This is a genomic window from Pedobacter chitinilyticus (assembly GCF_003313385.1).
GTDB classification, from domain to species: Bacteria; Bacteroidota; Bacteroidia; order Sphingobacteriales; family Sphingobacteriaceae; genus Pedobacter; species Pedobacter chitinilyticus.
Genome location: NZ_QMHN01000002.1, coordinates 547,611 through 562,482, shown reverse-complemented (window position 1 = coordinate 562,482; position 14,872 = coordinate 547,611). Strand labels below are relative to the sequence as shown.

At 41.8% G+C, this 14,872-nt stretch carries 8 protein-coding genes; all 8 read left to right on the top strand.

What is annotated here, in order from left to right:
• Positions 1–2: 2 nt before the first annotated feature.
• The 8 genes from DUT70_RS09225 (at position 3) to DUT70_RS09190 (ending at position 14,794) form a co-directional block, all read left to right on the top strand.
• Positions 3–1,733, top strand: coding sequence for a RagB/SusD family nutrient uptake outer membrane protein (locus tag DUT70_RS09225; protein WP_113647222.1), 1,731 nt, complete (start codon positions 3–5; stop codon positions 1,731–1,733).
• On the top strand, positions 1,733–4,813 hold the full coding sequence (locus DUT70_RS09220; RefSeq protein WP_162926598.1) for a SusC/RagA family TonB-linked outer membrane protein: 3,081 nt from the start codon (positions 1,733–1,735) through the stop codon (positions 4,811–4,813). Before DUT70_RS09225 ends, DUT70_RS09220 begins: the two co-directional genes overlap by 1 nt.
• Positions 4,814–4,823: 10 nt before the next feature.
• Positions 4,824–6,578: a RagB/SusD family nutrient uptake outer membrane protein gene (locus DUT70_RS09215; RefSeq protein ID WP_113647027.1), complete on the top strand. Its 1,755-nt coding sequence runs from the start codon at positions 4,824–4,826 to the stop codon at positions 6,576–6,578.
• Between the two features lie 9 nt (positions 6,579–6,587).
• Complete coding sequence (locus DUT70_RS09210; protein WP_113647026.1) at positions 6,588–8,408, top strand: glycoside hydrolase family 2 protein; 1,821 nt, start codon at positions 6,588–6,590, stop codon at positions 8,406–8,408.
• A gap of 66 nt (positions 8,409–8,474) precedes the next feature.
• Positions 8,475–9,551 carry an endo-1,4-beta-xylanase gene (locus tag DUT70_RS09205; protein WP_113647025.1) on the top strand — a complete coding sequence of 359 codons (1,077 nt, stop codon included), beginning with the start codon at positions 8,475–8,477 and terminating at the stop codon, positions 9,549–9,551.
• Between the two features lie 7 nt (positions 9,552–9,558).
• Positions 9,559–12,039, top strand: a complete 2,481-nt coding sequence (locus DUT70_RS09200) for a T9SS type B sorting domain-containing protein (protein ID WP_113647024.1) — start codon at positions 9,559–9,561, stop codon at positions 12,037–12,039.
• An 89-nt stretch (positions 12,040–12,128) separates the two neighbouring features.
• Entirely contained in the window at positions 12,129–13,022 is an 894-nt protein-coding gene (locus tag DUT70_RS09195) for a PorP/SprF family type IX secretion system membrane protein (RefSeq protein WP_113647023.1), read from the top strand.
• Between the two features lie 170 nt (positions 13,023–13,192).
• Positions 13,193–14,794 (top strand): hypothetical protein, encoded by a 1,602-nt coding sequence (locus tag DUT70_RS09190; RefSeq protein ID WP_113647022.1) that lies wholly within the window; start codon positions 13,193–13,195, stop codon positions 14,792–14,794.
• The last annotated feature ends 78 nt before the right edge of the window (positions 14,795–14,872 follow it).

The following is a 14,872-nucleotide window of genomic DNA, read 5'->3' as shown; positions in this document are numbered from 1 at the left end:
ACATGAGAAACATATATACCTTTATTTTCCTTTTTGTTGCTCTTGTATTTAGCTCATGTAAAAAGGATTTTCTAGATCGCACACCTTCGGCAGATTTAGATGAAGAAAAAGTATTCAAAGACCCAGCCTTGGCCATTGCCTATGCAGATAACGCCTATAACCATTTAATAGATGACTATGCAAGGTTTAATGCACATCGTGGTACTACCGCTCAAGCTTCAGATGAAGCAGTTTCGGGCAACACCGATGTTTCGGTACGTACCTTAAACCAAGGTTTGTTCCACGATCACTATGAACGTGGCGGGGCACAGTTAAATGACATTGGTGATATTTGGGACCGATCGTACGCAGGCATTAGAATAGCCAACGTAATGCTTTCCAAAATGAATAGCATTCCTTGGACCGATTCCCAAATACAAGCCAAAACGCCACAAAGAATTACTGGAGAAATGTATTTCATCAGAGCATTTCTGTATTTCGAACTCATTAAACGCTTTGGTGGCGTGCCTATTTATGATAAGCCAGCCAGCATTTTTGATAACATCGATATCCCTCGTAATAGCTATCAAGAATGTGTAGACCTGATCATGACCGATCTTGATAAAGCGGTACAGGTAGATGCTTTGCCAGATGATTACAACGCTTCTAATTATGGCAGAGCTACCAGAGGTGCTGCAATGGCGTTAAGAGCAAGGGTATTGTTGTACGCCGCCAGCCCATTAAACAACCCTACTAACGATTTAACCAAATGGGCCAATGCCGCTGCGGCAGCCAAAGCAGTAATTGACATGAACAAATACTCGCTGCAAGCTACCTACAACGACATCATGAATATGTCTACCTCGCCAGAATACATCATGATCAAAATACGTCCACCACGTGTGATTGATGGTTTCTTATTAGATTTTGTGATGTCGCCAGGATCAGGTGGCGCCCAAGGTTCTATGAATCCTACTCAAAATCACGTGGATATGTACGAAGCCGTTAAAACGGATGGCACTGGCGCCATTGTGAGTAGTGCACCTATTACTACTGCTGGTTCAGGATATGATGCGCAAAAGCCTTTCGAAAACCGCGACCCACGTTTTTATGCCAATATTTTGTACAACAATGTATCATGGCAAGGCCGAAACATGGGCATGTGGTCGCAGTACAATGCTGCTAGCAACACCTACACCTATGGCGCCGATTTTCGTCCTAACAATATTATTTACTCGGCTACCCGTTATTACTGCCGTAAAATGTGGCCCGAAGTGTACGTAAGAAACGCCACTCAAAGAGCATTGTTCAACTTCGTATTCTTCAGATATGCAGAGGTACTGCTTAACTACGCCGAAGCCATTAACGAAAGTGGTGACAATGCCACCAACAAAGAAGAAGCTCGTAAATACGTAAACGAAGTGCGTAGTAGGGTAGGCATGCCAAACTTGGCCCTTACTTTAACCCAAGCACAGTTAAGAGATGCCATTGTGAGGGAAAGGGCTGTGGAGTTGGCCTTTGAAGATTTCAGATGGTACGATTTGATTCGCTGGAAAAAGGCAAAGGAAGTGTTGAACCAACCACAAAAGGGAATGGATATCGTACGTAACGCCAATGGTAGTTTTACTTACAACGTGATTACGCTACCCAACATTTACCAAAAGAAATTTGATGACCACATGTATTTATATCCAATTCCAAGAAGAGAAGTGTTTAAAAGCAATGGAATTTTAAAGCAAAATCTGGGATGGTAATGCAGAGAATTGAAAAATATAATCCGTTTACGACAGAAAATATGATGAAGTTTTTAACCAAATATCTTTTACTTTCCCTGTTGAGCATTGCCGCTATGCCTTACGCTTGGGGGCAAACTGAACAGATTGCTGTAAAAGGTAAAGTAGTAGACCAAGCTGGTGCGCCTATCGCAGGGGTGGCCGTTATAGTGCAAGAAAAAACAAGCGGGGTAACCAGTGATGCCGAAGGTAAATTTTCGATAGAAGCCAGCTCTAATGACCGTATCGTTTTTAAAATGAACGGTTACAACACGGCTTTCATACCTGCTTATGAAGTATCAGAAACCAAACCTATTAAACTCCAAAAATCTCAAATAGAAGCAGGCGATGACGATAACGTATACATCCCTTTTGGAATAAGAAAAAAACGCGAAGTAACGGCAACCATTACTACGGTGAACAATCAGGAGTTGCCACAAATACCACTTTCTACTTTAAATAACGTATTAACAGGCCGCTTATCGGGCTTGCACATTCAGCAGACAGGCAACCGCCCAGGTACCGACGATGCTAGTTTTCTCATCAGAGGTAGGTCGTCTTATAACAGTGGACAATCGCCATTGGTATTGGTAGATGGGGTGGCACGTGATTTTGTAGATATGGACTTGAATGAGATCGAAAGCATCAGTGTATTGAAAGATGCAGCTTCCCTTTCTTGGTATGGGATGTACGGCGCCAATGGAGTTATTTACGTAACTACTAAAAGAGGCAGTGCCAGTGCAACCAAAGTAACTTTTGATGCCCAAGGAGGTGTACAGGTACCTACTTATCTCATCAACCCATTAAATGCCTATGCTTATGCCTATTTGTACAATGAAGCCCGTCAGAACGATGGACAAGCACCACAATACAACCAACAAAGCTTAATTGGTTATTACACCAAGTCTGACCAATATTTGTATCCAGATGTTGATTATCCGTCAGAGTTTCTTAAAAAAGCTTCGCCGGTACAACGCTATGTGGCTACAGTAAGTGGAGGGAATGCCTTTGCAAGATACTTCACCACCGTGAGCTTTTACGATCAGGATGGTTTATACAAAGGTGGAGAAACCCCTAATTTTAATTCAAACACCAATTTCAGGAGATATAATTTCCGTACCAATTTAGATTTACACCTCAATAAAAATTTGGATGTGACTTTAGATGTTGGCGGACGTGTCTCTAATTTACGTTACCCACGTGATGGTAATTCGGCATTTTTAACGGCTATTTTTAATACACCAGCCAATGCCTTTCCATTGCTTAATCCAAATGGTTCTTATGGTGGAAGTTCCTTATTTCGCACCAACCCATTAGGCATGTTACAGGCCAGAGGTAACATCACCGATGTTTACCGCACCTTGTTGGCCACCATGACCGCACGCCAAAAACTAGATGCCATATTACCTGGTCTATCCTTTAATGTGGCTTACACGTACGACATGACAGGCTTATATACCTACGGCTTCACCCAAAGCCACATTGTTTATGAGTGGCAAGGTGGCAATAGTTATCAAGGATATGGTACCGAAACCCCGCTAAATTATGCTTCGAGTACCTTTAGCGCCAATTTACGGAACAACGAATTTTGGGGTGGTTTTGATTATGATAATAATTTTGGTAACCACAGCTTTAAGTTCTCTACTCGTTTTCAAAGAGCCGTTTCGGCTTCGGCTACCCGTTTAGATGATAAAAAGGAAGGAATCTCTAACCGTTTATCTTACGGTTACAAACAACGTTATTTTGCAGATGCCATTGCCACCTATTCAGGTTCGCAGAACTTTATGCCTGGCAAACGCTTTGGTTGGTTCCCCGCCATTGCTGCAGGCTGGATTGTATCAGAAGAAAATTTCCTGAAAGGCAATAAAATCATCGACTATTTTAAACTACGTGGTTCATACGGTATTGTAGGCAATGAGGCCATTGGTGCTTCTCGTCGTTTTGCTTTTAACGACTACTTTACCAGAGGTGGTTCCCAGTACTTTTTTGGAACAGGCTACAGTGCCGTGGCCAACACCGATCAGTTAGATTTAGCTAACCCTAACCTTACTTGGGAAAAAGCCATTAAATCAAGTGTAGGTTTTGACGCACAGTTCCTCAAACAATCGTTAAGCTTAAGCGTGGATGTATTTAAGGAACACCGCAAAAACTTGCTGACAGCAGATTTAGCGCCATCTATTATTGGGCAACCATTGGTAAACATTAATGCAGGCGAAGCGCAATACAAAGGAGTAGAAGCCAATTTGAATTACAACAAAACCATTAACCAATTTACTTTTGGTGTACACGGGAACTATACTTATGCCAAAAGCAAGATTTTAAAACTAAATGAAGAAGCCGGCATTCCTGCCTACCAACGACAAGTAGGTTATCCAATTGGTGGCGTGGTAAATGGTACTGGTACCGTCAGAAGATTTTTGATTTCGCAAGGTTTATTCCAATCGGAAGAAGAGATTGTAGCAGCACCTGTACAACGTTTTTCAGGAAATGTAAAGCCTGGGGATATTCGTTACAAGGACATCAATGGTGATGGAGTGATCGATAATTTAGATTTTGTGAGCACCAATTACTCCGATATTCCAACCTCATATTTTGGTTTCGGAGGCTCAGTGAAGTACAAAAACTTTGATATGAACTTCTTGTTTCACGGTGTAGCAGGTAGAACCATCCAAATCAACACTTTGGTGAACGCAGGCACTTCAAACACAGGCTACATCAATCAATTTAGTGCTTACCGATGGACGCAAGCTACTGCCCAAGAAGCACTTTATCCACGTTTAACCATCAATGATCGTATAAACAATACCCAAAACTCTGATTTTTGGTTACGCAGTGGCGATTTTATCCGATTAAAGCATGTGGAACTAGGCTATTCGCTATCCGCCAATGCACTTAAAAAACTGAAGATTTCGCAATGCAGGTTTTACGTGACAGGGTTTAATTTGCTTACGTTCGATAACCTCAATGGATTCCCGATAGATCCCGAAATGCCTGATGCAGGTTACAATTCATCTTACCCAGCCTTGGCGACTTTCGCCTTAGGCCTAAACCTAAAATTTTAACCACATGCTCATGAACTATACACCTTTCATATCATTTAAAAAATACAGAAGCTTATTTTCAAAAGCTTTGATGATCGCTGTGCTGGCCATGAGTTTCTTTGCCTGTAAAAAAGATTACCTACAGGACGGAAGCATTACCGATGGATCTATTACTGGCGACCAAGTTTGGGGCAACGATGCCTATGCCAGAGGCGTGCTAAACAGTGCTTATTTCAATATTCCAGAAGGATTTAGTATTGATGGAGGAGGCGGAATGTTGGCCTCAGGTACCGATGAAGCGGTAAACTCTGGCGTAAATGCCAACTTAAGTATTTTTAACAATGGCACCTGGGGACCATTACGCACCGTTGATGATGAATATAGCAACCTTTATGAGGGCTTAAGAAAGGTAAATCTGTTTTTAGAAAACTTGCCTAAAAGCGAAATTATTCCAACAGATGGTTTAAGTGTACAAGACGACAAAAGTAGGTTGGAGGGACAGGCGTATTTCTTAAGGGCGCTATTTCATTTTGAGTTGATGAAGCGTTATGGTGCCATTACTTTGGCTACAAGAGTTTTTAGCAGAGAGGAAAATTTGAACTTGCCAAAAAACACTTATAAAGAATGTTTAGATCAGATCATTGCCGATTGTGATAAGGCCATCGCCACCAAATTACCCTTGTTTACCAGAGAAACTGCAACTACCGCTAACCCATACCCTTGGCGTACGGGCGATTATGGTCGCGCCACCAAAACAGCAGCCATGGGTTTAAAATCAAGGTTGTTGCTGTATGCAGCGAGCCCATTGTTTGCTACACAAAGTGGCGTGACTTGGCAGCAAGCGGCTGATGCGGCAAAGGTCATCATCGACCTGAATCTGCACAGCTTACGTACCAATTACACCAACGTATTCAATTTTGGTGCTGATCCGTATAACAACGAAGTACTGTTTGCTACCCGAGCACAAAACCGTAACGATATTGAGCAGCAGCAGGCTCCCATTAGTTACGATGGCGCTACAGGACGCACCAATCCAACACAAGAAATGATTGATGCTTTTGAAACCACCAACGGTAAATTGGTGAGCGATCCTACCAATACTTTGTATAATGCAAATAATCCCTACGTGAACAGAGACCCACGTTTGGCTTTAACCGTTAATTATAATGGCAGGGTATTTAAAAGTAAAGCGGTACAAACTTATGTAGGCGGTGCCGATGGTTTGAACCGAAACATTAATGCCACCAAAACAGGCTACTACATGCGCAAGTTCCTAAGTGAATCTGCTACCTGGAACCAACAGTCGAACACCTTGGCCCGTAGACCTTGGGTAGTGATGCGTTACGCCGAGATCTTGTTAAATTATGCTGAAGCGCTTAACGAAGCACAAGGGATAGCAGCCATGACCGAAGTATTGAAGCATGTAAACTTAGTACGAGCTCGTACAGGGGTAGCCATGCCAGCCTTGCAAACCACTAATCCAACAGGTAATGGCTATGTAGCACCAACCAAAGAAGCCATTCGAGAGCGTATCCAAAATGAAAGACGTGTTGAACTTTGCTTTGAAGGACACCGTTTTTACGATGTAAGAAGATGGAAACTTGGCGAAACCTTCTTAAATAAACCCGTTACTGGCATGCGTATCACTATTGACGGTGCTGGCGTAACCACCTACACTCGCTTTGAAGTAGAGAAGCGTTATTTCCAAGAAAAAAATTACTTATATCCGTTTTCACAAAATACCATTAACCGTCAACCAGCACTGATCCAAAACACTGGCTATTAAAATTTAATTATGATTAAGCGTACACAATACTTATTACTCCTATTACTTTCCGTTACATTTTTATCGGCCGATGCCCAGTTGGTACAAAATATTTTTGGCCGTAAACATTTGAGCTTAAATGGCAGATGGAACTACATCATCGACCCTTACGAAATGGGTTATTATGATTACAGACACGAGCCATTTGACCAATCAAAGTCAGGAAAGGGCGGTTTTTATGATGATCGAAAACAAGTTAACAAATCGGAATTGATCGAGTACAATTTTGACTTGTCTCCAACCCTAAAAATACCTGGTGATTGGAACTCGCAAGTAGAGAAACTGGAGCTTTACGAAGGAACGATTTGGCTAAGAAACAAGTTTCAAGCTAATCCCGTAGCAGGAAAAAAATACATCCTATACTTTGGAGCAGTAAATTACGAAGCACATGTGTATCTAAACGGCAAAAAGCTAGGCATACACAAAGGCGGTTTTACGCCATTTCAATTTGAGGTAACTAATCAACTGAAACAGGGCGAAAACTTTGTGGTGGTAAAAGTAGATAACACCCGTAAGCAAGACGAAATTCCTACCGTAAACACAGACTGGTGGAACTATGGAGGCATTACCCGTGATGTGCTTTTGGCAGAGCTGTCTGGCAATTACATCCAAGATTATAAAATCCAATTAGGTCGGTCAAATGCAAAGCAAATTGAAGGTTATGTGAAGTTGAGTGAAAACTCTGCAGGACAATCGGTAGAAGTGAATATTCCAGAAGCTGGATTAAAAACGACCGTAAAAACGGATGCCGATGGTGTAGCCAAAGTGAGCATACCCGTAAAGAAATTAAACTTGTGGAGCCCTGAAAATCCAAAGCTTTATCAAGTACTGATCAGCTCAACAGAAGATAAAGTAGAAGAAAAAATTGGTTTCAGAACCATCGAAACTCGTGGACAAGATATCTTGCTAAATGGAAAATCAATCTTTTTAAGAGGTATTTCTTTACACGACGAGAACCCATTGGTGCAAGGTAGATTGCGTGGGCAAGGCGATATGCGTATGATGTTACAGTGGGCAAAAGAGTTGAACTGTAATTATGTAAGGTTGGCCCACTACCCACATAATGAAGAAATGAACCGTTTGGCTGACGAAATGGGATTATTGGTTTGGGCTGAAGTACCCGTGTATTGGACTATTTCTTGGGAAAATCAGGGTACTTATAACAATGCACAACAACAACTAACCGATTTAATTGAACGTGACAAAAACAGAGCTGCGGTAATCATTTGGTCGATAGGTAACGAAACACCATTGAGCGAACCACGCTTTAAGTTCATGAGCAAACTGGCCGACAAAGTACGTGAGCTGGACAACACTCGTTTGGTAGGTGCTGCGTTAGAGGTACACCGTAAAGGTTACGATGTAATTGTGGATGATCCACTAGGAGAAAAACTAGACTTAGTAAGTTTCAACCAGTATGGTGGTTGGTATTGGGAATTGCCAAAGGAATTACCTAAATACAAGTTCAAAATTAAGTACAACAAACCCGTGATTATTACCGAAGTGGGCGGAGATGCCTTGGCTGGATATCACGGTGATGAAGACACCCGTTGGACAGAAGAATTCCAAGAATCATTATACAAGTACCAAATTCCTTTCATGAATACCATGAGCGGTTTGCGTGGCATGACGCCGTGGATTTTAACGGACTTCCGCTCACCTCGCAGACAGCATCCTTTCTTCCAGGATTTTTGGAACAGGAAAGGTTTGATCTCTGAAACTGGCAAGAAAAAGAAAGCATTTTGGGTGCTTAAAGATTTTTATGATCAAACACAAGCAAAATTTAAATAGAGGAGTTGAGGAACCAGGTTAGTCTAGTTCTCCATACTCAATATTCAAATCTCAATACTAAATAAAATGAAAATGCATAGCTTATTATTATTGGCACTCGGACTGATTTTCGGAGGTTGCTTAAAAGGACAGGAAGATCCTGTATTTCCATCTCCAGAACTAACCATTCCTATTGATGAGAGCGTAACCTTACAAAAAGCTTTGCCTTTTAAGTTTGGTGCGGCGGTAAACAACGGCTTACTAAGATCAAAAGCGGCTTATCGTGACGTGGTGATTAAGGAATTTAACAGCCTTACGGCAGAAAATGCCATGAAATTTTCTCAGTTGCACCCTTCAGAAAATACCTACACCTGGACAGAGGCAGATTACTTGGTTGATTTCGCACAACAAAATGGTAAGCGAGTTCACGGTCACACTTTGATCTGGTATAAAAACCCACCAAACTGGGTGCTGAACTACCAAGGAGATGCAGCCGCTTGGGATAAATTATTGAAAGATCACATCCAAACCGTAGTTACACGCTACAAAGGTAAAGTAACGTCATGGGATGTGGTGAACGAAGCCGTAGCGGAAAATGGAACCTTGAGGGATTGTATCTGGTTGCAGAAACTTGGACCTGAGTATATCGATAAAAGCTTTATTTATGCGCACCAAGCAGATCCAGATGCCTTGTTGTTTTACAACGATTATGGCCATGAATTTGGACCAACCAAACGTACGGCCATCCTTAACTTAATTGCGGGCATGCAGCAAAAAGGGATCCCCATTCATGGTATCGGAATGCAAATGCACACCCGTTACACCCAATCAAATGCCAATATTGCAGCGGCTATTAATACTGCAGCAGCTACAGGATTGAAAGTTCATATTGCCGAATTGGATATTGCCATGAATCCAGACAACATTCAAGATTTAACCTATAGTGCAGGCTTGGCTGAGCAACAAAAAGCAAAATACGAATACATTGTACGTACCTATAATGCCATCCCTAAAAACCAACAGTTTGGGATTACCACTTGGAACGTTGGTGATGCAGATACTTGGATCAGGGGCGAATACAGCAGACCCGATTGGCCATTGCCTTTTGATGATAACTACAAAAGAAAAGCCGCCTACCAAGGCATTTTGGATGGTGTAAAGTAATATCAATATGAAGAAAACCATACTCTTAATCATAGGCGCTTTGGCAACCATTAGCACGGCCTTTGCGCAATTTACTTCCGATAACATTGTGGTTTATCGTTTTGGCGATGGTAGCCCTTTGGTGAACGGTGGTAGGGTTCCTGTATTTATTGATGAATATAACCCCTCAACAGGAGAAAAAGTGCGCACCATTGTCGTTTCAAGAACAGCTAGTGGAAGCAATTATGGCTTGGAAGGTTTGGGCTTAACCGCTGGTGGAGCTTATGAAACCGAAGGTTTTCCAGCTTTATCCCGAGATGGCGAAATCTTGTCCATCATTGGACGCCATCCTAGCATCGCCAATAATTTTGTAATTGCTACCATTAACGGCACAGGCACCATTAACGCCAATACCCTTATTGTAGATGATATCGGAGCCCCACGTTCGGCAGTAGCGGAAGGAACTGCCGTTTATTATAATGGTTATCAAAATGGGGTGTGGTATAAAACTTTGGGTACCACTAATGCAGGTGTGAGGGTTTCAGCTGGACAGGCAGCACCTCGTGTGTTGTCTATTGCTGAAACCATTTTTGGCACCAGCGATGGTCTGCGCATATTTGCACCCATTGGGGGAAGTTCACAACCTGTATTGGCTAATGCTTCACCGCTGCCAACTACTTCTGTCAACTTTGCTACCACACCAAATTTTCCTTCAACGGCTAGACCATTCAACGTACATCAGGCCATTGCCATAAAAGCATACGGGCGTACCATCGTGTACCTTATTGATGATGGGAATGCCACAAGTACAGCACCAGTCATCAGGAAATACCGTACCAACGCAGGTGGTACCGACTGGTTATCATTAGGAAGCGTAATTGTACCTGCAAGCACCAAGAACCTTGCAGCGAAATTTGATGCTAACGGGGTGAAGCTTTATTTCACCACCCTGGGAACACCTGGCACTCAAAATTCACAATTGTATTTGCTTAATGATGATTTTAACGATAATAATGACGATACCAAGCAACTTACGGGAACCCCGACGCTTATTGCTACAGCTCCAGCCAATACTTCTTTCAGAGGAGTAACCTTAGTGCCAGGTTATCGTAAAGCACCGTCGGCATTGGAGGCAAATGTGATTTCCTTAACAGAAGTGAGGTTAAAATGGACCGATAATTCGACCACCGAAAGTGGTTATGAAATTGAACGATCAACTGATGGGATTAATTTTAATGTGTTAACCACTACAGCCGCAAATGCTATTCAATATATAGATAACACCATTACGGCAGGCTCCACATATTACTATCGAGTACGCGGTATAGAAGGAAGTACACGTACCATTTATACCAATCCTGCAAAAGCTGAATTAGGTGCGGGAATGATTACCGACCTCAATTTTAGCAGTGCTACGGTATATGAAAATCAAGACCCTGGAACATTGGTTGGAACACTTTCGGTATTACCTGCAAATACTGTAAATGTGGTTTACACACTCGTAGCTGGAAACGGTGATACCGACAATGCAAAATTCAGAATTGTAGGTGACAAGCTGCAAAACAATGTTAAGCTAGATTACGAAGCCCAGTCTACCTATCAAGTAAGAGTAAGAGCAACCTCGCCTTCAAATTTTATTTATGAAGAAGCTTTTACCATCACCATTAACGACGTAAACGAAGCACCAACCATAAGTGCTATTGGCGATAAATTTGTATGTGTTGGCACTGATGAACATGTTATTGCGCTAACTGGAATTACCCCAGGCCCTGAAACGGCACAAACTTTAACTGCAACAATTAGTGCTAGCCAAGCGGCGCTTTTTCAAAGCCTGCAAATAAACTTATTGGCTGGCGGAAACGGAGAAATACGCTATCGCCTAAATGCCAATGCTATGGGAGAACCTCAAATTACCGTAACGCTTAAAGACAATGGCGGTACAGCTAATGGCGGGGTTGATTCTTATATGGAAACTTTCAAATTGAAAATTTACGAATATCCAACGGCGGCTATCAGCTCGGATAAAGGAGCCAACGTTGATAAAGGTACTACCGTAAGACTTACGGCAACAGGCGGCAGCACTTATCAGTGGGAAAGTAATGGTAGCATCATTGGTGTCACCAACACCGCAACCATTACAGTGAGACCTCAAGTAAATACTACTTACAAAGTGACCGTGCAAAATGAAGGTACTTGTGCTAGCGTAGCTGAATTTACTTTAAATGTGAACGACAATTACAATATCGTTACCGCTGCCAATCTGGTTTCGCCAAATGGCGATGGCGTAAATGATTTTTGGGTCATCAAAAATATCGATATGTATCCAGAAAGCGTAGTGAAAGTATTTGATAAAACAGGCCGAGTAATCTTTAATAAAAAAGGTTACCAAAATGATTGGGACGGTAGGATAGCAGGTTCGTCTTTGAAAGAAGATACCTATTACTACATCATTGACTTTGGTGCTGGCTTGCCTAAAAAGAAAGGGGCACTAACCATGATGAACAACTAATCCCAATAAGTAAAAGGTAAAAGTAAAAAAGAAAAAGCTAGCTCCAATAATAAGAAAAGGAGGATTTAGCAAAAATTAAAATTACTCGAATGAAAGTAAAAATGAATATCAAATACCTGTTTGTACTCTTCGGGCTTATCAATATCAATACTGCTTTAGCTCAATTAAGCCCCATGGGGAATATGTACTTCTATAATCAGTATTTAGGTAATCCAGCCATGGCTGGAGCTACAGAAAAAGTTAACCTTAACCTGTTGTTCCGTAAGCAATTTAACGAAGTGCCCAATGCCCCAATTTATCAGATGTTCACTGGCGAATTTGCTTACACAGACCGAGCTGCGGTAGGTTTAAATGTCGATCTTTCCAAAAGTGGCTTGATCAACTACACCCGGATCATGGGATCTTATGCCTATCATCTACCTGTCAGCAATACAGGGAAATTGCATTTTGGGGTATCGGTTGGTGTAGCCAAAGAATCGATCAACAGCGCTGACATTACAGCAGAAAACTATGATCCAGTAGTGAACCGTTTTAATGACAGGGGCTACAGATTGGATGGTGATTTTGGAGTTGCTTTTACTGATGAAAAACTAAATGTACAAGCCACGTGGCTTAATCTGCATAACCAATTAAATACCGATCCAAACTTTGTGGCAGGTATTAATTACGCTACCTTTCTTACTACTGCCTCTTACAAAATACCCGCGGGTAAAGATTTGACCGTAGAACCTAAAGTGGTTTACCGCGGGATTAAAGGCATGGACAATATTGTAGAAGGTGGACTTGGCTTAACCTATCAACAAAAATTCAATCTCTTTGGCTTGTATCATAGCACCAATAATGCTACTGTGGGACTGGGTTTCAAATACGATCAGTTTAACATCAGCGGTATTTACAGCATCGGACCATCAGCTATCCGTTCTTTCACAGGTGGCGACTTTGAAATAGGTCTAGGCTGGACTTTAAAAACGAAAACTAAATGAGATCATGTACCAATGAGATGATGAGATAATTAACAAATAAGATAATAGTAGTTGTCAATGCAAATACGCAACTATGATCAAATCATCGAATTAAAAAATTATCAAATTCAATCAACTGATCCCTAACCACTAGTACCTAATCCCTAATTAATTAACAACCAATATAGCGTATGAAAAGAAAACTACTTACCATTATTTTTACAGCCTTTAGTACTTTAAGTGCTTGGGCCCAATTTGCACCAGGCAATTTAGCCATATATCGTTATGGTGATGGAAATGCTATGACTAGCGGCAATCGTGTGGCAGTTTTTGTAGATGAATACACCTCTTCAGGCGTCTTCGTAAGAACCTATAACATCCCCAGAACTGCCGCTGGAGGTAACTACGGCTTTGAAGGATTGGGATTAACTGCATCCAATGCATTTGAAAACGAAGGCTATCCCGTACTTTCTAAAGATGGCACCACGATGTCTATCATCGGTTACAACCCAGCGCAAACAGGAGAGTTTGTGATCGGGACCTTAAACGCTGCGGGTGTTTGGACTGCAAACACTTTAGTGATTGATGCCATTGGTACGCCACGCTCGGCCGTTGTAGAAGGAACCTCCGTTTACTTCAATGGCTTTCAAAATGGTGTGAGGTATAAAACAATGGGAACTGCTGTGGCTTCTACTAGGGTTTCAACAGGTTTGGATGCCCCACGCGTATTAACCATTGCCGACACCTATTTTTCTGCCTCCAATAATGGTCTTAAACTATTCGCCCCAAATGCATTAACAAGTATTCCCAATTCTCCGCTGCCAACCACTTCGGTAACTTTCGCTACCACACCTAATGTTCCTGGAGCAGCAGCATTGACAAAAGCGCATCAAGTAGCCGCCATTAAAACAGTTAACAACAGAACCCTTGCTTATGTGATTGATGATGCAGATGGTGCACCCACCTTAAAGAAATATCGATCAAATGCCGCAGGCACTGATTGGGTATCTTTTGGAAGTATCGCTGTTCCTGCTAACACCAGGAGCATTACTGCGGTTTATAATAGCACAACGGGAGTAAAATTATACCTAACTAGTTATGGCACTGTTGGTGGAAATAATTCGAAGTTATACACTTATAACGATAATTTCACGGCAGCAACTGAAGGTAGTGTAGCAGCATTATCGGGGAGTTTAACAGAATTGGCTACGGCACCAGCAAACACTACGTTCCGCGGTGTAACCATGGCTCCAGGAACCAATGTATTGCCCGTAACATTAACCACATTTAATGCTAATGAGAAAAATGGGGCTATTCGCTTAAATTGGACTACCGCTAGCGAAATTAATGCTTCCCATTACAATATCTTACGATCATCAACCGCTAATAATTTTCAAAAAATAGACCAAGTGAGTGCCAAAGGAGCATCAAACTACAGTTTTGTTGACGAGAAGCCTTTGCCAGGTGCGAACTATTATCAATTAGAACAAGTGGATTTTAATGGTGATAAAGCATATTTTGGACCAGTAACTGCAAATATTCCCGTTCCTAAAACAGACTTTGATATCGCAAAATACGGAGAGAGTATCGAACTGCATATCTATTCAGTTAAAGCACAAAACGGGAAAATAGCATTAGCCGATGTGAACGGTAAAATTGCTTATAGCCAATCAGCGCAGCTAGAAAAAGGATACAACAAAGTGGTAGTGCCCGCAGGTAAATTAGCGAAAGGTTTAGCCATCATTAGCTTAAGTACTAGCGAAGGTAAGTTGGCCAAGAAGACTGTTTTGTAATCTTCTTTTCGACCGTATTTAACACGCCCGTAACGCTCTCTTACGCTCTCATACGTTTTCGGAAGGCTATCCAATAAG